The following is a 19593-nucleotide window of genomic DNA, read 5'->3' as shown; positions in this document are numbered from 1 at the left end:
CAGCCACACGTCATATGGACAGCCCTTCGCCTCTCCCCACCCCAGGAGCAGCCGGTGTCGACGCAAGAGATCCCCCTCACGCTCACCCCGCAGCAGGCCGCCCGGGGCGTCGTCCTCACCGTCCAGCTGCCGTCCGGCCCCGCCCACCTCACCGTCCGCCCCTGCCGCCACGGCGAACTCGTCGCGGCGAGGCTCGGCGACGGCACGGTGTACCTGCGCATCACGGTCGCCGGGGCCCCCGCGGCCCCCAAGAAGTCCGGCGGCCTCGGCTGCCTGGTCACGCTCGCCGTCATCGGCGCCCTCGTCGGCGGCTCGTACCTCCTGAACCACGACGAGGACGACGGCTCCGGCAGCGCGGGCCCCGGCCCGATGCCGACCTTCTCGTACGAGCCCTTCCCGAGCGACCCCGTGACCACCCCCACCGAGAAGGAGCCCGACCCCTACGAGAACGGCACCTGCCTCAACGGCACCCTCCCGAACTCCGAGACCGCGCAGAGCGTCAGCGGCGTCGAGGAGGTGCCGTGCTCGGCGTCCGACGCCCACTACAAGGTCATCCAGACCTTCCCGTTCACCTCCGACATGAACCGGTGCAACACCAACCCGAAGACGGAGTACGCCTTCTCCCACCGCTACACGATGAACGGCACCACCATCAGCCAGTACGTCTACTGCCTCGTCGGCCTCGGCTCCTACGCCCGCTGACGGGCCAGGACGACGATCCCGGCCACGGGGCGCGCGAGCCGCACGGGAAAAGGCGGAGGGGCCGGGCATCTGCCCGGCCCCTCCGTGGTGCGGTGGTCCGATCGCGTTGCGCACGGGCCCTGCCCGGACGGCTCCCCCCTGGTGCCGTCGGGTGTCCCCCGAGCCCGTGTGCTCCCCCGTCGACCGGACCTCCCTTTTCGGCCCCGGCAGCTCCCCCGAAGTCGCCGCCGGTGCCGTTCCCCGTCGGGAGTGGCTTAGTTGGCCGGCTCGGTCGTGGCGTGCATGTTGTCGGTGGTGGCCGTGCCGGCGCTGCCGTCGATGGGCTCCGTGGTGGCGTGCATGTTGCCGCTGATGCCGAGCTTCTCGGCCACGGCGTCGGTGAGCGGAGCGTCCGTCGCGTGCATGTTCTTGCTGACGATCTCTTCGCCGGCGGCGAGCGGGTTCGTCGGGTTCAGGTCGGCCATTCTGATCAACTCCCGTAAATGACTTCGGATGGGGCGAGTGGGCCCTACCAGCCGTTCCCCCGTGGACAGCCGGGGGGCCCACTCGGAGCCGTTCACCCTAGTGCGACGGTGTGACGGCCGTACCATCGACCCGTCTGCCCCCCGACGCGGCGGATCGATGAGAGAAGACTGCCCCACCGCCATAAACGAACGATGAACGGGCAGCTCAGTGGTCAGGCCGCAGCCGTTTCCAGCAGGAGGGCCCGCACCTCTGATTCCTCCGGCGAGCCCAGCTCCACGAAGATGTCGAGGGCCTCCTGCCAGCAGACCCGCGCCCGTCCGTGCTGCCCGATGCCGGACAGCGCGCGCCCCAGAACGACGAGAACCTGCCCGCGACGCCACTCGCCGCCCACTCCCCGGAGGATGGCCAGGGCCATCTCGGAGTTCGCCGCGGCTTGGGCGTACCGATGAGCGGCGATGTCCACCTCGGCGATCCGGAAGAGCGACATGCCTTCCCAGAGGCGCTGCCTGCTGTCCTGGAACACCTCCAGGGCCTCGGTGAGCCGCGCCGCCGCCTCGTCCAGCTGCCCGCTCTGGGTCAGCGCGAGCCCGAGCGCGTAGCGACCGTTGGCGCCTTTGAGGGAATGGCCCATGGCGTCGTACATGTCGGTTCCTCGCTGCGCGAGTTCGACCGCGATGTCCGTCTGTCCCATGGCCAGGTGGATCCGGGAGAGGTTGCACAGGGCGCTGGCCTCGCCGGCCGCGTCGTCACAGGACCGGAACGCCGCCGTCGCCTGGGTGAGGAAGCGCTCTCCGTCGGCGTTCCGGCCCTGGTAGAGGGCCATGATGCCCAGGGCGTTGGCCGCCCAGCACAGCGGAAGACCGTCGCCCGTCGCGGAGGCGAGGTCCATCGCCTCGTGGGCGTGACCGTCGGCCTCGTCGAAGCGGCCCGACACGTGCTGGACGTACGTCAGGGTCAGCGCCGCGCGGCCCTCCGTGCGGACGTCACCCGCCTTGCTCGCCGCCTCCCGCAGCACCGTCGCCACCGCCTCGTACTCCCTGGAGTTCGCGCCCGACTCCGCCAGGTCCAGGGACGCCCACAGGAGGTCCACCCCCCGGCGCAGGGTCGTCGGGGACGCGGCCGACTGGCGGACGCAGGCCAGGAGGCAGTTGGCCTCCGCGTACAGCCAGTCCTGGGCCTCGTGGCGGTCCGTGAAGGTCAGGCCCTCGTACGACGTCGGTTCCAGGTGGTCGACCAGCCGGTCGCCGGGGCGCTCGATCGCGTACACCCTCGCCGCCGTCGAGAGGTGGAAGTCCAGGAGGCGCGAGAGCGCCGCCTCCTTCTCCGACGGGGGCTGTTCGTCGCGGTCCGCGCACGCACGCGCGTAGAGCCGGACGAGGTCGTGGTAGCGGTAGCGGCCCGGCGCCGCCGATTCCACGAGGGACGTGTCGACGAGGGCCTCCAGGAGGTCCTCCGTGTCCCACAGGGGGAGGTCCAGGACCGCCGCCGCTGCCGCCAGCGAGATGTCCGGGCCGTCCGCCAGGCCCAGGAGCCGGAAGGCGCGGGCCTGGGCCGGTTCCAGCTGGCCGTAGCCGAGTTCGAAGGTCGCCTTGACCGCGAGGTCGCCCGCCTGGAGTTCGTCCAGGCGCCGCCGCTCGTCCGCCAGCTTCGCCGCCAGGACCGAGACCGTCCACGTCCGGCGCGCCGCCAGGCGGGACGCCGCGATGCGGATCGCCAGCGGGAGGAAGCCGCAGGCCGCGACCACGTCCAGGGCCGCCTCCCGCTCCGACTGGACCCGCTCCTCGCCGACGATGCGGGTGAAGAGCTGGAGCGCCTCCTCCGGCGACATCACGTCCAGGTCCACCAGGTGCGCGCCCGCCAGGTCGACCATGCGGATGCGGCTCGTGACCAGGGCCGCGCAGCCCGCCGTGCCCGGGAGCAGGGGACGGATCTGGGCCGCGTCGCGGGCGTTGTCCAGGAGGACCAGGACCCGGCGGCCGTCGAGCGTCGAGCGGTACAGGGCCGCCCGGTCGTCGAGCGAGTCCGGGATGGCCGAGTCGGGCGTGCCCAGGGCCCGGAGGAACGAGCCGAGGACCGTCTCCGGCGCGGCGGCGCGCGAACCGGCGCCCTGGAGGTCCACGTACAGCTGGCCGTCGGGGAAGTGCGGCCGGGCCTCGTGGGCGACGTGCACGGCGAGCGTGGTCTTGCCGACGCCGCCGATGCCCGCGAGCGCCGAGACCGCCATGACGGAGCCCTCGGCGGTGGCGAGCCGCGAGCCCAGTTCCCGTACGAAGGACGACCGGCCCGTGAAGTCGGGGACGGTGGCGGGCAGCTGGGCGGGCCGGGCCACGGGTGCGGCGGCGGGGGCCGGCTCCTCCACCGGGCGGGCGAGCTCGGCGTCGGCCTGGAGGATGCGCTGCTGGAGCCGGGAGAGTTCCGGGGTCGGGTCCACTCCCAGTTCGTCCGCGAGGAGCCGGCGCGTGTCCGCGTACACCGCGAGGGCTTCCGCCTGCCGCCCGCTGCGGTAGAGCGCCAGCATGAGGAGCTCGCGCAGCCGCTCCCGCAGGGGGTGCGCGGCGGTGAGCGCGGTCAGCTCGGAGACGGCCTCCGCGTGCGCGCCGACCTCCAGGTCGATGTCCAGGCGGGTTTCCAGGAGGGTGAGCCGCCACTCCTCCAGGCGGGTCCGCTGGGTCTCGGCGTACGGGCCGGGCACGGAGGCCAGCACCTCGCCGTCCCACAGGTCGAGCGCCTCGGCGAGCCGCGCGCGGGCGCCCGCCCGGTCTCCGGCCGCGCGGAGCTTCTCGGCCTCGGCGGCGAGCTCCTGGGCCGCGGTGACGTCGAGCGCGTCGGCGGGGGTGCGGAGCGCGTAGCCGCCGGACTCGCTGACCAGGACGTCCGGGTCGAGGGCCTTGCGGAGCCGGGAGGCGTACGTACGGACCGCGGCGAGCGCCTGGGAGGGGGGTTCCTCGCCCCAGAGCGCGTCGATCAGCTCGTGCGCGGTGGCGGTGCGGCCGCCGCGCAGGAGCAGCGCGGCGAGCAGGGCGCGCTGCTGCGGGGAGCCGGTGGGGACGGGCTCGCCGTCGCGCCAGGCGCGGACGGGGCCGAGCACGCCGAAGCGGAGCGCGCCGGGGGAGCCCTTGCTGGTGCCGGTGGCGGTTCCGGTGGCGGCGTCCGGGCTGGTGGCGGTGCTCGTGCCGGTGCCCCTGGCGGTGCTCGTGGCTGTGCCCTTGGCTGTGCTCGTGCCGGCGCCCGTGTCCGGGTGCGCGCCGGTGCCCGCGATCCCGTCGACAGCCGTCATTTCACCCACCGGAGCCTCCGGGCCCGGCTTCGGAGCCCGCTGTGCCGGAACTCGCGGCCCGTTCTCACGGTCCATCGCTCCCCCTGCCGCTGCCGCTGGTTTCGCCCAGGACAGTCTGCCTTGTCCGGAGGGAGTCCGTCAGCATCGGGTCGGTCGTTGTGAAGCCGTTGCACGCCGTCAACCCGGTCGTTCCGGTCCCCGATAGCTGACGGGGCGTCAGATCGGCGCTACCGTGAAGGCCATGGAGACCTTCCCGAAGATCATCTCGGTGGACGACCACACCGTGGAGCCCCCGCACGTCTGGCGGGACCGGCTCCCGTCCCGGTACCACGACACCGGACCACGGATCGTCCGCGCCCCGCTCAAGGAAATGACCTTCCTCGGCGGCAAGTTCGCCCCCGTCATGGGGGCCCGGGGGGACGAGGGTCCGATCGGCGACTGGTGGGTGTACGAGGACCTGCACAGACCCCTCACACGCCTCGACACCGCCGTCGGCTACGACCGGGACGAGATACGCCTCGAAGTCATCACGTACGAGCAGATGCGACCCGGCTCCCACTCCGTGCCCGACCGGCTCGCCGACATGGACGTCAACCACGTCCAGTCCGCGCTCTGCTTCCCCACCTTCCCCCGCTTCTGCGGGCAGACCTTCACCGAGGCGAGCGACCGCGAGCTCGGGCTGCTCTGCGTCCGCGCCTACAACGACTGGATGGTCGAGGAGTGGTGCGGACCCGAGGCGCAGGGGCGGCTGATCCCGCTCACCCTCATCCCGCTCTGGGACCCCGGCCTCGCCGCCGCCGAGGTCCGCCGCAACGCCGCGCGCGGGGTCCGGGCCGTCGCCTTCTCCGAGATCCCGCCGCACCTCGGCCTCCCCTCGGTCCACACGGACCACTGGGACCCCTTCTTCCGGGCGTGCGACGAGACCGGCACGGTCATCGCGATGCACATCGGCTCCTCCAGCCGGATGCCGTCGACCTCCCCCGACGCGCCGCCGGCCGTCGGCTCCACCATCACCTTCGCGAACTGCTGCTTCTCGATGGTCGACTGGCTGATGAGCGGCAAGTTCGAGCGCTTCCCGAACCTGCGGATCATGTACGCGGAAGGCCAGATCGGCTGGATCCCGTACATCCTGGAGCGCGCCGACGTCGTCTGGGAGGAGAACCGCGCCTGGGGCGGCGTCGCCGACAAGGTCACCCGCCCGCCCTCCGAGCTCTTCGCGGACCACGTCTTCGGCTGCTTCTTCGACGACGCCTTCGGGCTCCGCAACCTCGACGCGATCGGGGCGGGGAACGTCCTGTACGAGACCGACTACCCGCACTCGGACTCCACCTGGCCCAAGTCGAAGGAGGTCGGCGAGGCGCAGATGGGCCATCTGCCGGCGGACGTCGTCGAGCGGATCGTCCGCGGCAACGCGATCGAACTCCTCGGGCTGACGCCGGACGGCCTCTGGCGGCCGTAGCGCTCGCCCCTCGGATGCGGCCGGGCCCTCGGGAGGGGCCCGGCCGCACCCGTGCGGGCCTCGCCGTACGCCCTGGGCCGGGCCGCTTGTCGCCCCATCGGCCCAACCAGGCCGTCCTCTGATGGCGTCATGTCATGGACTGCGCACAAATAGTAGTCAAGTGTGCGTTTCTTGCACATCACGAGACAGCCATGGTGGACGTCCCCTCGGGATGTTCACGAACGGAGCCTGTGACATGACCCCCGACCTCCCGCACATCCAACCGGCGGACGACGACATAGAACCGACCACAGAGCCTCGCCCGGGTCCGTCCCGCCAGCCGCTTGTCTCCTCGTCCCCGGCGCTCGGCGCGCCTCCCTTCCCTGATAGGCCGCCGACGTCCCCCGCCGCACCGGCGGTTCCGGCCGGATCGGCGGTTCCGGCCGGATCGGCGGTTCCGCCGACGACGGTGCTCCCGGCCGAACCTGCGTCTCCGGCCAAGTCGGATTTCCCCGCCAAACCGGAGTTCTCCGTCAAGCCGGAGTTCCCGGCCAAACTGGATTTCCCCGCCAAGCCGGAGTTCTCGGTCAAGCCGGAGTTCCCGGCCAAGCTGAAGTTCCCGGTGACGGTGGAGCCCTCGGCCGCCGTGGGGTCCCCGACCGCCTCGGAGCCTTCGGCCGATGCGGGGTTCCCGGCCGCCCCGGAGACACCGCCCCCTCCTGAGCCGTCGGCCGCCCCCGAGGCCTCGGCCGGCCCGGAGCCGCAGGTCGCCGCGGAAGCCCCGGCCGCCGCGGAAGTCCCGGCCGGTCCCGAGGCCTCGCCCGATCCCGAGGCCTCGACCGGCTCCAGGGTCTCGGTCGATTCCGAGACCCCGGCCGAGCCCCTGGCCGCCCCGGTCGCCCAGGAGTCCATGGACTCCCCGGCCACCCCGGAGCCCCCTGCCGCCCCCCAGCCCCCCGCCGTCGCCCCCGAGCTGTCGGAGGCGCACGACGAGACCGGGGACGAGGCGGTGCACACGCTCCTGCGGACGGCGGCGACCGAGCGGCCGGTGGAGGAGGTCGCCGCGCTGGTGGCCCGCCTCCAGGAGACCGGCGAGCTCTCCAGTCCCGCGGACGTGGCGCTCCGCGCGGCGGCCGTCACCCGTCCGCTGGACGAGGTCCGTCAGCTCCTCGCGCTGCTGAACGCGTCCGGGTACGACCTCCACCAGGCCGAGACCACGCTGCGCGCCGCGGCGGTGGGCCGGCCGGTCGAGGACGTGGTCCGGCTCGTCGGCATCCTCGGCGCCGACAGCAGCGACTGGCAGACCACCGGGGGCGGGGACGGCGGGGGCGGGGACGGCGGGGCGCGGCAGGCCGAGCCCGGCAGGGAGAAGGAGCACGAGGGAGCCGTACCGGCCGCCACCGCTCCGAAGCGTGGCCGGGGGGCCGTCAAGGGGCGGAAGTCCGCCCTGGACGGCGCACTGGCCGCGGGCCCGGGCAGTCACACCGCCTCGCCCGCGCTGCGGTCGGTCCTGCGCTGGCCCGCGGCCCTCGCGCTCTTCGCCTGCGGCCTCCTCCATCTGCCGGTGGACCTCGCGGGCCTGCGCTCGGGCGGCGACGCGGAGGCGGTGTCCGCGGTCGTCACCGTGCTCTGCCTGGCGTGCGCGGTGTGGCTCGCGGCCCGGGACACCCTGATCGTCTGGGCCGCCGCCGCGGGCCTCGCCATCGTCGTCATCGCACTCCACGGAGTCGCGAGCGCGCGCGGCGGCGACCTGTTGGGCAGCAGTCTCGCCACCAGCTACGCCTGGGCCAAGGCGCTGGCGCTCCTGAGCGCCGTGGGCGTCGTCTGCCTGACCGGCTCGGCCCTGGTGCGCCACGCGAGGGCGACCGGCGCGGCGGACAGCACCTGACCCGCCGGAGCACGTAGGCCGTTCCCCCGCCCGGGCAGCTCGGCTGCCCGGGCGGGGCCGCGTGGGACGGAGGCGCGTCCGGGTGGCCGGCGGGGCGGCGCGCTTCACGGCTCGGCCCGGACTCCCGTAAGCGGCTACGCCCCCCCCGCGCCCCCCCCCGCGCCCCCCCCCGCGCCCCTCCCTTACGAACCCCCTCGCCCCCCACGAACCCCCGCGAACTCCCTACCCCTTGCCTGATGGATCGTCAGGTACGAGCATGGGCCTGCTCGTCGAAGTGACGATCCGTCAGATACGGGCCGTGCGCCCGGAGCGCAAGGGGGTTTTCCATGGTGGTCTACGGCATGCAGCTGCCGGTCCAGTCGCAGAGCACCCTCTACGCCGAGCCCTGGGAGGCGGCCGCGGGTCCGGCGGACCTGCTCGCGGTCGCCCGGGCCGCCGAGGCGCACGGGTTCGACTACCTCGCGAGCTGCGACCACGTCGCCGTACCGCGCCGGCTCGCCGGGCCGATGAGCACCGTCTGGTACGACCCGGTGGCCACGCTCTCCTTCCTCGCCGCGGCCACCGAGCGCGTCCGGCTCCTCTCGCACGTCGCCGTCGTCGGCCTGCGCCACCCGCTCGTCACGGCCAAGGCGTACGCGACGCTCGACCACCTCTCCGGCGGCCGCCTGGTCCTCGGGGTCGGCGCCGGGCACGTCCAGGAGGAGTTCGAGGCGCTCGGCGTGGACTTCGCCCGCCGGGGCGCCGTGCTCGACGAGACGGTCGACGCTCTGCGGGCGGCCCTCGGGCCCGAGGAGTACCCGGAGCACGTGGGGGAGCGGTTCGCCTTCAAGGACCTGGGGCAGCTGCCCCGGCCCGCGCAGGAGCGGGTCCCGCTCTGGGTGGGCGGCTCCTCGCCGGCCGCCGTGCGCCGGGCCGCGCTCAAGGGCGACGGCTGGCTGCCGCAGGGCGACCCGCGCGAGAAGCTCGCCGGGCAGATCCGGAAGCTGCTGCGGCTCCGTGCGGAGGCCGGGATCGCGGAGCCGATCACCGTCGGCGCGATCACCGAGGCACTGTACGTCGGCACGCCCGGCTGGGAGGTCGGCCGGCGCACCCTGAGCGGACGGCCGGAGGAGCTCGCCGCCTCCCTGCGCGCGTACGGGGAGATGGGCGTGCACCAGATCCAGGTCCGGTTCCGTTCCCGGAGCCGCACCGAACTCGTCGACCAGATCGCGGCCTTCGGCACGGAGGTCGCCCCCCATCTCTAGGAAGCAGGGAGTGCGGACATGGGAAAGCTCGACGGGCGGGTCGTCCTCGTCACCGGGGCGGCGCGCGGGCAGGGCGAGCAGGAGGCGCGGCTGTTCGCCGCCGAGGGCGCGAAGGTGGTCCTCGGGGACGTCCTGGACGGCGCCGGTGAGGCGCTGGCCAAGGAGTTGGGGGAGGACCGGGCCGCGTACGTCCACCTGGACGTGACGAGCGAGGGCGACTGGACGGCGGCCGTGGCGGCGGCCAGGGAGCGCTTCGGGAAGATCGACGGGCTCGTCAACAACGCGGGCATCCTCCGCTTCAACGAGCTGGTGTCGACCCCGCTCGACGAGTTCCGGGCGATCGTCTCGGTCAACCAGACCGGCTGCTTCCTGGGCATCCGCGCGGTCGCGCCGGAGATCGCGGCGGCCGGCGGCGGGACGATCGTCAACACCGCCTCGTACACGGGGCTGACCGGCATGGCCGGGGTCGGTGCCTACGCGGCGACGAAGCACGCCGTCCTGGGGCTCACCAGGGTCGCGGCCCTGGAGCTGGCCGCGAAGGGCGTCCGGGTGAACGCCGTCTGTCCGGGCGCGATCGACACCGCGATGAGCAATCCGGAGGGCGTGGACCCGGCGGCCACGGCCGAGCTGTACCGCAAGCTCGTGCCGCTCGGGCGGATCGGCCGGCCGGAGGAGGTGGCGGCCCTGGCGCTCTTCCTGACCGGGGAGGACTCGGCGTACATCACGGGCCAGCCGTTCGTGATCGACGGCGGCTGGCTGGCGGGCGTCAGCCTTTTCTGACGGCTCATCAGGTATTGACGCTCCTGCGCCGCGGTGCGAGAGTCGGGCACATCAAGGAATCTGACGTATCGTCAGATAAGACGAGGACGGTGAACCCCCTTGGAATTCGGGATCTTCGTACAGGGATACGTCGGCAAGCGCGCCGAGACCGATCCCGAAGCCGAGCACAAGGCCCTCATGGAGGAGACCGAGTACGTCATCCAGGCCGACAGGTCCGGCTTCAAGTACGCCTGGGCCTCCGAGCACCACTTCCTGGAGGAGTACTCGCACCTCTCCGCCAACGACGTCTACCTGGGCTACCTCGCCCACGCCACCGAGCGCATCCACCTCGGCTCCGGCATCTTCAACCCCCTCGCCCCCGTCAACCACCCGGTCAAGGTCGCCGAGAAGGTCGCCATGCTCGACCACCTCTCCGGCGGGCGCTTCGAGTTCGGCTCCGGGCGCGGGGCGGGCTCCCACGAGATCCTCGGATTCATGCCGGGCATCACCGACATGAACCACACGAAGGAGATCTGGGAGGAGACCATCGCCGAGTTCCCCAAGATGTGGCTCCAGGACGAGTACCCCGGCTTCCAGGGCAAGCACTGGTCGCTGCCGCCCCGCAAGGTCCTCCCCAAGCCGTACGGGAAGTCCCACCCGGCGATGTGGTACGCGGCGGGTTCGCCGAGCTCGTACGCGATGGCGGGCAGGATGGGCCTGGGGGTCCTCGGCTTCAGCGTCCAGAAGGTCTCCGACATGGAGTGGGTCGTCGAGTCCTACAAGAACGCGATCAAGGAGGCGCGGGCGGTCGGGGACTTCGTCAACGACAACGTCATGGTGACCTCGACGGCGATCTGCGCGGAGACGCACGAGAAGGCGGTCGAGATCGCGGTCGGCGGTGGCCTGAACTACCTCCAGTCCTTGTTGTTCCGCTACCACGACACGTTCCCGCGGCCCGAGGGCATCCCCGAGTGGCCCGAGCTCCTCCCCGAGTACTCGGCGGAGATCATCGAACTCCTCATCCAGGAGGAGCTGATGATCTGCGGCGATCCGAACGAGGTCCTGGCCCAGTGCAAGCGGTGGGAGCAGGCGGGCGCGGACCAGCTGTCCTTCGGACTCCCGATCGGGATCTCGTACGAGGACACGATGAACTCGATCAAGCTGATCGGGGAGCACGTGATCCCGAAGATCGACACGGACCCGGTCCACCGCACGACCCGCATGCGCCAGTCGTCCCACACCTGACCCAAGCCACCGGGCCGGCCCCCACCGGGCCGGCGCCCACCGGGCCGGCGCCCCGCCCGTGCGGGCCGCGCCCGTCGGGACGGTGCCCCCCCCCCCGCGTGGGCCGCGCCCTACGGGGCGGTGCCCTTCCCGCACCTCCGTGCGGGGCCCGCGCCCGGCGGGGCGGTGCCCCTCCCGCACCCCCCGTGTGGGGCCCGCGCCCGGGTGGGCGGCTCCCACCCGCCCGTGTGGGCAATCGTCCCGCTGGGGCGGGACGGGTGGGCACACGGGACGGCGCCCTTAGCGGCGCCTCCGCGTCCCGCGCCTGGACCCGCACCCCGTGTGCGGCGCACAGCCCGGTGCGGGTCCAGGCGCAGAAGCCTCTGGCGCCGGCAGGGCGCGGGTCCGTTGTGCCCACCCGTTCCGCCCCAGCGGAACGATTGCCCACAACGGGGGGCGGCGGGGCACCGCACCGGCGGTGTGCACCCACAACGGCGGGGGCACCGCCCGGAGGGCGCAGCCCGCAACGGGGGCGCGGGGGTGGGCACCGCCCCTGCGGGCGCGCGTCCGCAACGGGGCGTGGGGTCTCGCCCCGGGAGCGGCCTCCGCCACGGGGAGGTTCAGAAGCGCGGGGCGGTGTCTTCCCGGACCGCCGCCCCGTACCGGCCCCGGCCGGAGGCCGTTCCGCGGCGGCCCCGGTCCGGGGCACACCCACGTCCACGGACAGGGCCCCGGACACCCACCGGCCACGGAACAGAGCCCCCGGCACCCACGTCCACGGACAGAGGACAGAGGACAGAGGACAGCGGACAGAGAGGGACCGTCATGCTCGACCATCTGATCAAGGGCGCCACCGTCGTGGACGGCACCGGCGCCCCCGCCCGCACCGCCGACGTCGGCATACGTGACGGCCGGATCGTCTTCCCCGAGCAGGGGGCCACGGCCCGCACCACCGAGGACGCCACCGGCCTCGTCCTCGCCCCCGGCTTCGTCGACCCGCACACCCACTACGACGCCCAGCTCTTCTGGGACCCGTACGCCACCCCGTCCATGAACCACGGCGTCACCACCGTCGCCGGCGGCAACTGCGGCTTCACCCTGGCACCGCTCCACCCCGACCGCCCCGAGGACGCCGACTACACGCGCCGGATGATGTCGAAGGTCGAGGGCATGGCCCTCAAGGCCCTGGAGGAGGGCGTCGACTGGAGCTGGTCGTCCTTCGCCGAGTACCTCGACGCCCTCGACGGCCGGATCGCCGTCAACGCCGGCTTCATGGTCGGCCACTGCGCCCTGCGCCGGTACGTGATGGGCGCGGACGCGGTCGGCGGACAGCCCACCCCCGGCCAACTGCGACAGATGGTCGCCCTCCTCAAGGAGGCCATGGACGCCGGCGCCTGGGGGCTCTCCACCACCCAGTCCTCGACCCACTCGGACGGCGACGGCGCCCCCGTCGCCTCCCGGCACGCCGGCCCCGCCGAGCTGATCGCCCTCTCCCGGGCCGTCGGCGAGCACGAGGGGACGCAGATCGAGGCGATCCTCGCCGGGTGTCTCGACCAGTTCTCCGACGAGGAGATCGAGCTGTTCGTCGAGATGACCGCCGCCGCCGGGCGGCCCCTCAACTGGAACGTCCTCACCATCGACGCCGCCGTCCCGGAGCGCGTCCCGCGCCAGCTCACCGCCTCCGAGCGGGCCCGGAAGGCCGGCGGCCGGATCGTGGCGCTCACGATGCCGATCCTCACCCCCATGAACATGTCCCTCGGCACCTTCTGCGCGCTCAACCTCATCCCGGGGTGGGGCGAGGTCCTCGCCCTTCCCGTGCCCGAGCGGATCGCGAAGCTCCGCGACCCGGACGTGCGCGCCGGGATGCTGCGGCGCGCGGACTCGAAGGAGGCCGGGGTCTTCCGGCGACTCGCGCACTTCGCCCGGTACGTCATCGGGGACACGTACAGCAGGGAGAACGAGGGCCTCACCGGACGCGTCGTCGGCGACATCGCGGCCGAGCGCGGCCAGGACCCCTTCCAGGCCCTCGTCGAGATCTGCGCCAACGACGACCTGCGGACCGTGCTGTGGCCGATGCCCAGCGACAACGACCCGGCCTCCTGGGCCCTGCGCCGGGAGACCTGGGAGCACGAGGACGTGCTGCTCGGCGGCTCGGACGCGGGCGCGCACCTGGACCGGATGTGCGGCGCCCCGTACACGACCCGCTTCCTCGGCGACTGTCTGCGCGGCCGGAAGCTGGTCCCGCTGGAGCGGGCGGTGAAGATGCTGAGCGACGACCCGGCCCGGCTCTTCGGGCTGCGGGAGCGCGGCCGGATCGCGGAGGGCTTCCACGCCGACCTGGTCCTCTTCGACCCGGAGCGGATCGACGCCGGCCCGGCGACCCTGGTGCACGACCTGCCGGGGGACAGCCCGCGCCTGGACTCGCGGGCGGTCGGGATCGTGTCGGTGCGGGTCAACGGCGTGGAGACGGTACGGGACGACCAGGTGACCGGCGCGATCCCCGGAAAGGTGCTGCGCTCCGGACGTGACACGAGGACGGTGAGCACGCGATGACCCGGACCGAGCGCCCCTCTGCGGAGCGCCTCTACATAGGGGGAGAGTGGGTCGAGCCCGACGGCGGCCACTACGAGGTGGTCGACCCTGCCTCCGAGGAGGTCGTCGGGCTCGCCCCGGAGGCTTCCCGGGCCCAGGTGTACGAGGCGGCCGCCGCCGCCCGCGAGGCCTTCGCGACCTGGTCCCGTACGAGACCGGAGGAGCGGGCGGCGATCCTCGACCGGGCGGCGGACCTGATGGCCCGGGACGCCGAGGAGAACACGCTCCTGGCCCGCGCCGAGACCGGCGCCACCACCGGCACCGCGCGCGGGATGCAGGTCGCCGTCGGCGCCTCCCGGTTCCGCCGGTACGCGCGCGGGGCGATGGAGCCGGTCGAGCAGGCGCTGCCCCCGCAGATCAACGAGGCCGGCCCGATGGGGAGGGCCGGGGTGTTCGGCGCGGTGGCGGTGCGGCGCCCGGTCGGCGTGGTCACCTGCATCACCTCGTACAACAACCCCTGGGCCAACCCGGCCGGCAAGATCGCCCCGGCGCTCGCGATGGGCAACACGGTCGTGGTGAAGCCGGCCCCGCAGGACCCGCTCTCCGTGTACGCGATGACCCGGGCCCTGGAGGAGGCCGGTGTCCCGGCGGGCGTGGTGAACGTCGTCACCGGCTCCGCGCAGGCGGTCGGCGAGGCCGCCGTCGACTCCCCGGACGTCGACATGGTCTCCTTCACCGGCTCCACGGCCGTCGGGCAGGCGATCGGCGAGGTCTGCGGCCGCTCGCTCAAGCGGCAGCTGATGGAGCTGGGCGGGAAGGGGGCCGCGCTCGTCTTCGACGACGCCGACCTGGACTCGGCGGTGATGGGCATCGGGACCACCTTCGCCTTCTACAGCGGCCAGATCTGCACCGCCCCGACCCGGGTGCTGGCCCAGCGCGGGATCCACGACCGTCTGATCGAGAAGCTGACCGGCTACCTGGCCTTCATGAAGGTGGGGGACCCGGCGGAGAAGGGGACGGTGGTCGGGCCGGTGATCTCGGCGGCCCACCGCGACCGGGTGGAGTCGTACGTCCAGCTGGGGAGGAAGGAGGGGGCGCGGGTCGTCGCGGGCGGTGGGCGTCCGGACTTCGCGAAGGGCTTCTACGTGGCGCCGACGCTGCTCGCCGACTGCACCAACGAGATGCGGGTGGTGCGGGAGGAGATCTTCGGCCCGGTCGTCGTGGTCGTCCCCTTCGACGACGAGGAGGAGGGGATCGCGCTCGCCAACGACAGCGACTACGGGCTGATCGACTACGTGTGGTCGGGCGACGTGGCCCGCGCCTTCCGCGTCGCGGCCCGGCTGCGGGCCGGCGGGGTGGGCGTGAACACGATCGGCCGGAACATGGAGGCGCCGTTCGGCGGCTTCAAGAAGAGCGGTGTCGGGAGGGACGTCGGCTCGTACGCGCTGCACGCGTACAGCGAGCTCCAGGCGGTCGTCTGGCCGGGGTGACGGCGGGGGAGGGCCGGTGGACGACCGGGGTGACGGCCGGTGGACGGCCGGGCGACGACCGTCCCGAAAATTTCTCGGGAAAATTTTGAAACGGACATTTGGGGCACAGCTGCGGTTCCCGCATATCGGACACTCGCCTCCGGACCTAACGGTTGCTCGACTCATCTAGTTGGTCGATCTTTCAATCATCGGCGAGTGTCCGATTCGACCCTCGCAATGCAAGGCGATGATCGATCAATTGAGCGGAGTCAACCCCTCCGGATATGGAAACCGCAGCATTTAACGTCAAGTTCATGACTCAGGTGGACGTGCGGCCGCAGGCCGGAGACACGGCAGGGGGCGTCGACGCCCCGGGCGGCACCCCCGGCGTGCGCACCAAGGGCCTCGGCGGCAACTCCGTGGGCCTCCTCGGCAGCGCCGTCATCGGCATCTCGACCGTCGCCCCCGTCTACTGCCTGACCTCCACGCTCGGCTCCACCGCCGGCGAGGTCGGCCTGCAGATGCCCGCCGTCTTCCTCGCGGGCTTCCTGCCGATGCTGCTCGTCGCGTTCGCGTACCGCGAGCTCAACAAGCGGATGCCCGACTGCGGCACCTCCTTCACCTGGACCGTGAAGGCCTTCGGCCCCAAGGTCGGCTGGATGTGCGGCTGGGGCCTGGTCATCGCGACGATCATCGTGCTGTCCAACCTGGCTGGCGTCGCGACCTCGTACTTCTGGCTGCTCGCTGGAGAGATCAGCGGCAACCCCTCGATCGCCGCCCTGGACGACAACAAGGCCGTCCACATCCTCACCTGCCTCACCCTGATCGCCGCCGCGACCGCGATCAGCTACCGCGGCATGACCGCCACGAAGGGCGTGCAGTACACCCTCGTCGGCCTCCAGCTGGCCGTCCTCGTGGTCTTCGTCGTCATGGCCTTCTCCAAGGCCGGCTCGGTCGACTTCCCGACCGGGGCGAGCTTCTCCTGGTCCTGGCTGAACCCCTTCTCCGTCGGCTCCTTCGCGGCCTTCACCGCCGGCCTCTCGCTGTCGATCTTCATGTACTGGGGCTGGGACACCTGCCTCACGGCCAACGAGGAGACCGTCGACAGCGACAAGACCCCGGGCCGCGCCGCGCTCATCTCGATGGTCGTCCTGGTCGGCTCCTACCTGGCCACCGGCGTCGCCGCCCAGATGGTCGTCGGCTCCGGCGACAAGGGCCTCGGCCTCGCCAACCCGGAGACCTCCGACAACGTCTTCGCCGCCCTCGCCGGCCCCGTCATGGGCCCCGTCCTCGGCATCGCGCTCTTCGTCGCCGTCCTCGCCTCCGCCGCCGCGAGCCTGCAGACCACCTTCATCCCGGTCGCCCGCACGGTCCTCGCCATGTCCAGCTACGAGGCGCTGCCGCCGTCCTTCGCCAAGGTCCACCCGGTCTTCAAGGTCCCCGGCAAGGCCACGATCGTGGCCGGCGTCGCCACCGGCGTCTTCTACACCGTGATGACCCTGGTCAGCGAGAACGTCCTGGTCGACACCATCTACGCGCTCGGCCTGATGATCTGCTTCTACTACGCGCTGACGGCCTTCGCCTGCGTCTGGTTCTTCCGCGCCGAGCTCTTCCGCTCCGCCCGCGACCTCGCCTTCAAGGGCGTGATCCCGTTCCTCGGCGGCCTGATGCTGACCGCCGTCTTCGGCAAGACGCTCTACGACATGTGGGACCCGGCCTACGGCTCCGGCTCCGCGGTCTTCGGCGTCGGCTCGGTCTTCGTGATCGGCGTCGGCCTGCTGCTCCTCGGCGTGGTGATCATGCTGGTCATGCAGCGCAGGAGCCCCGCGTTCTTCCGCGGTGAGGTCCTCACCAAGGAGACCCCGTCGCTGGTGGTCGCGGACTGACGCCCTCCGGGGCGTTCCGAGAACGCGAAGGCGGCGGGCCCGTGGGGGGTCCCGCCGCCTTCGTGCCGCTCGTACGGCTCAGTGGTGGCCGGGCAGCAGGCGCTCCACCGCCGCGTTGGCGGGCGGCAGGTCGGGCGTGCCGGCCGGCTTCGCCTTGGGGGTCAGGACGCCGCTGAGCGGGACGACCGAGGGAAGGTTCAGGCCGCCGGTGTCGGCGGCCGCGGTCCCGGCGGCCGCGCCGGCGGCACCGGCGGCGGCGAAGACGGTCAGGGCGGCTGCGGTGAGGATCCTCTTCATGACCGCTCCAACGCGGACGACGCGGATCCGGTTACGACCGATCCGGTGACGACCGATCCGGTGACGACCGGGGGGCCGGGGGCCGCCCCTCGCGACGGCTACCAGGTCGCGCCGGCCGGCTGCCGGGTCGTCGCGTTGATCCGGTTGAAGAGGTTGGTGAGCCCGAGCCACAGCACGATCTGGGCCAGCTGCTTCTCGTCGTAGTGCCGGGCCGCCTCGTCCCACACCGCGTCCGGCACGGCGTCCGGGCGGTCCGCGAGCCGGGTCGCGTACTCGGCGAGGGCCAGCGCCGCCCGCTCCGCCTCCGTGAAGTACGGCGTCTCCCGCCAGGCCGCGACGGCGTGCAGCCGCTCGTCCGTCTCGCCCTCCTTCCGCGACTTCAGGGCCCCGCCGACCACGCAGTACCCGCAGCCGTTGATCTGGCTCGCCCGGAGGTGGACCAGGTCGAGGGTGGTGGCGGGCACGTCGCCGCCCGACCGGACCGCCTCGACGAGCTGGAGGACCGCCGGCATGGCCTCGGGCAGGACGGCGGCGGGATTGGGCATGCGTGCGGACACGGAGGGCTCCTTAGGATGCGTACATGTATCGGGAGACGAACTGGGTGCTGCGCCCCGGCCGTGCCGAGGACGTCGAGCCGATGGCCGAGCTGCGGGCCGAGGTCATGCGCGAGGACCTGGTGCGCCTCGGCCGCTACGACGAGCACCGGGTGCGCCGGCGGTTCCGGGACGGCTTCTCGCCCGCGCACACCTCGGTGATCGAACTGGACGGCGCCCTCGTCGGGTGCGTCACGGTGCGCCCGTACGAGGACGGCGAAGGGCTCTACCTGGAGCACTTCTACCTGGCCCCCGAGGCCCAGGGCCGGGGCCTCGGGACGGCGGTGCTGCGCGGGCTGCTCGACCGGGCGGACGAGGCGGGCGTGCCCGTCCGCCTCGTGGTCCTCCAGGGCAGCGCGGCCCGCCGCCTCTACGAGCGGGAGGGGTTCCGGCCGGAGTCCGAGGACCCGGTGGACGTGCTGATGGTGCGGGAGGCCAGGACCGTCACAGGCCCACGCCGGCCGGCTGCCGGACGGTGACGTTGATCCGGTTGAACAGGTTGGTGACGGCGACCATCAGCACGATCGCGGCGAGCTGCTTCTCGTCGAAGTGGTCGGCGGCGGCGTCCCACACCTCGTCCGGCACCGCGTCCGAGACGTCGGCGAGCCGGGTCGCGGCCTCGGCGAGCGCGAGGGCCGCCCGCTCCTCGTCGGAGAAGTACGGCGCCTCGCGCCACGCCGCGACCGCGAACAGCTTCTCGTCGCTGACGCCGCTCTTCCTGGCGCTCTTGACGCCGTAGTCGACGCAGAAGCCGCAGCTGTTGATCTGGCTGGCCCGCAGGTGCACCAGCTCCAGGATCGTCTCGTCGACCCCGCCCTGGCGGGTGGCCTTGACCAGGTTCTGGATCGCCGGACCGGCGTCGGCCAGGACGTAGGCGGGGTTGGTCATGCGGGCCTGGGGCGTGTGCGTCATGGTGACGGCTCCTCAGCGGTGTCGTGTGGTGTCGCTTCCACTGCACTGACGGACCGCGCGCCGAGGATGTGACACGACCGGAGAACTTTTCCGGGATTCTTTTCAGACCCCGCGATCAGACCCCGCGATCAGGCCTCCCCGATCAGGCCTCCGCGATCAGGGCGGTCGCCACCGTGCGGAAGCCGAGCCGGCCGTAGAGCCGGGCCACGTCCGCGTCCGAGGCCGTGAGGAACACGAGCTCCGTGCCGTGGGCGCGGGCGTCCGCGACGAGCGCGGCCGTGACCGCGAGCCCGAGGCCACGGCGCCGCGCCGCCGGGACGGTGCCGACGCCGACGACCTCGGAGACGCCCCCGACGGGCTGGTGCTGGCCGGCCGAGAGGGCGCCGCCGGTGGCGTCCAGGGCCGCGGCGAGCCGGGTCAGGCCCGCCGTGAGGCGCCGCGCGACCTGGGCGGCGCTGCCGGGCGGCGGCTCCATCCCGAAGGCGGCGTACGGGGCGGCGACGGCGCTCTCCAGGGCGGGGTCGTCGGCGCCCACCATCCGTACGGTGACGCCCTCGGGCTCCGGCACGGCGAGCGGCTCGCCCGCCAGGACCATCAGGGGGTGCTCGTGCACGGTGAGGCCGGTCGCCTCCACGGCGGCCCGCAGCCCCGGGGTCGTCTCCGCGACCCACTCGAAGGCCTCGGGCACTCCCAGCTCCCGCTGCCGGGCCCGCACCTTCTCCACGTCCTCGGGGGACACCTCGCCCTCGTGCCCGAGCGCCGGGCGGGCGTAGTAGGGCCAGCCCTCTCCCTCCCGTACGAAGAGGGTCAGCGGCCCGAAGTCCTCGGTGCGGGCGGCGGAGCGGGGGACGGCGTCGTAGTACGTCTCGATTCGGTTCAGCACCCGGTCACGGTAGGGGGCGGCGCG

16 protein-coding genes are annotated in these 19593 nt (G+C 72.9%); 10 read left to right on the top strand and 6 right to left on the bottom strand.

The genetic code is table 11. The features are described from left to right. Positions 1-54 precede the first annotated feature (54 nt). Positions 55-702, top strand: coding sequence for a hypothetical protein (locus ACIGW4_RS28570; RefSeq protein ID WP_399583639.1), 648 nt, complete (start codon positions 55-57; stop codon positions 700-702). Between the two features lie 254 nt (positions 703-956). Here the strand turns inward: ACIGW4_RS28570 and ACIGW4_RS28565 are convergent, their stop codons facing one another. Next, entirely contained in the window at positions 957-1166 is a 210-nt protein-coding gene (locus tag ACIGW4_RS28565; RefSeq protein WP_123459042.1) for a hypothetical protein, read from the bottom strand. 212 nt (positions 1167-1378) lie between these two features. Beyond that, positions 1379-4519 carry an AfsR/SARP family transcriptional regulator gene (locus ACIGW4_RS28560; protein WP_399583635.1) on the bottom strand — a complete coding sequence of 1047 codons (3141 nt, stop codon included), beginning with the start codon at positions 4517-4519 and terminating at the stop codon, positions 1379-1381. A 166-nt stretch (positions 4520-4685) separates the two neighbouring features. Here ACIGW4_RS28560 and ACIGW4_RS28555 point away from each other — a divergent pair, with 166 nt between their 5' ends. The 8 genes from ACIGW4_RS28555 (at position 4686) to ACIGW4_RS28520 (ending at position 16884) form a co-directional block, all read left to right on the top strand. After that, positions 4686-5903 carry an amidohydrolase family protein gene (locus ACIGW4_RS28555; RefSeq protein ID WP_123459044.1) on the top strand — a complete coding sequence of 406 codons (1218 nt, stop codon included), beginning with the start codon at positions 4686-4688 and terminating at the stop codon, positions 5901-5903. Between the two features lie 448 nt (positions 5904-6351). After that, positions 6352-7770, top strand: a complete 1419-nt coding sequence (locus tag ACIGW4_RS28550) for a hypothetical protein (RefSeq protein WP_399583632.1) — start codon at positions 6352-6354, stop codon at positions 7768-7770. Positions 7771-8096: 326 nt separating this feature from the next. Continuing rightward, on the top strand, positions 8097-9014 hold the full coding sequence (locus ACIGW4_RS28545) for a TIGR03619 family F420-dependent LLM class oxidoreductase (protein WP_123459045.1): 918 nt from the start codon (positions 8097-8099) through the stop codon (positions 9012-9014). Between the two features lie 18 nt (positions 9015-9032). Beyond that, complete coding sequence (locus ACIGW4_RS28540; protein WP_398712490.1) at positions 9033-9794, top strand: SDR family NAD(P)-dependent oxidoreductase; 762 nt, start codon at positions 9033-9035, stop codon at positions 9792-9794. Positions 9795-9893: 99 nt separating this feature from the next. Beyond that, on the top strand, positions 9894-11018 hold the full coding sequence (locus ACIGW4_RS28535) for an LLM class flavin-dependent oxidoreductase (RefSeq protein ID WP_123459047.1): 1125 nt from the start codon (positions 9894-9896) through the stop codon (positions 11016-11018). An 804-nt stretch (positions 11019-11822) separates the two neighbouring features. Next, a complete protein-coding gene (locus tag ACIGW4_RS28530) occupies positions 11823-13550 on the top strand; it encodes a D-aminoacylase (RefSeq protein ID WP_359590780.1) in 1728 nt (575 codons plus the stop codon). Beyond that, a complete protein-coding gene (locus ACIGW4_RS28525; protein ID WP_399583626.1) occupies positions 13547-15019 on the top strand; it encodes an aldehyde dehydrogenase family protein in 1473 nt (490 codons plus the stop codon). Before ACIGW4_RS28530 ends, ACIGW4_RS28525 begins: the two co-directional genes overlap by 4 nt. Before the next feature lie 293 nt (positions 15020-15312). Next, positions 15313-16884, top strand: coding sequence for an APC family permease (locus tag ACIGW4_RS28520; protein ID WP_123459050.1), 1572 nt, complete (start codon positions 15313-15315; stop codon positions 16882-16884). Positions 16885-16962: 78 nt separating this feature from the next. Here the strand turns inward: ACIGW4_RS28520 and ACIGW4_RS28515 are convergent, their stop codons facing one another. After that, positions 16963-17181 carry a hypothetical protein gene (locus tag ACIGW4_RS28515; RefSeq protein WP_093875578.1) on the bottom strand — a complete coding sequence of 73 codons (219 nt, stop codon included), beginning with the start codon at positions 17179-17181 and terminating at the stop codon, positions 16963-16965. 98 nt (positions 17182-17279) lie between these two features. After that, positions 17280-17738 carry a carboxymuconolactone decarboxylase family protein gene (locus ACIGW4_RS28510; RefSeq protein WP_123459051.1) on the bottom strand — a complete coding sequence of 153 codons (459 nt, stop codon included), beginning with the start codon at positions 17736-17738 and terminating at the stop codon, positions 17280-17282. Between the two features lie 23 nt (positions 17739-17761). Here ACIGW4_RS28510 and ACIGW4_RS28505 point away from each other — a divergent pair, with 23 nt between their 5' ends. Next, positions 17762-18253, top strand: coding sequence for a GNAT family N-acetyltransferase (locus ACIGW4_RS28505; protein WP_399583622.1), 492 nt, complete (start codon positions 17762-17764; stop codon positions 18251-18253). Here ACIGW4_RS28505 and ACIGW4_RS28500 read toward each other — a convergent pair. Then, the gene (locus ACIGW4_RS28500) at positions 18219-18686 is read right to left on the bottom strand and encodes a carboxymuconolactone decarboxylase family protein (RefSeq protein WP_123459053.1); all 468 of its coding nucleotides are present in this window, start codon (positions 18684-18686) and stop codon (positions 18219-18221) included. The genes ACIGW4_RS28505 and ACIGW4_RS28500 overlap by 35 nt on opposite strands. A gap of 142 nt (positions 18687-18828) precedes the next feature. Further along, a complete protein-coding gene (locus ACIGW4_RS28495; RefSeq protein WP_398712479.1) occupies positions 18829-19569 on the bottom strand; it encodes a GNAT family N-acetyltransferase in 741 nt (246 codons plus the stop codon). Between the last annotated feature and the right edge of the window lie 24 nt (positions 19570-19593).

The sequence above is a fragment of the Streptomyces sp. NPDC053513 genome, from assembly GCF_044544765.1.
Taxonomy (GTDB): Bacteria; Actinomycetota; Actinomycetes; order Streptomycetales; family Streptomycetaceae; genus Streptomyces; species Streptomyces litmocidini.
This window is presented reverse-complemented; position numbering and strand designations above follow the sequence as displayed.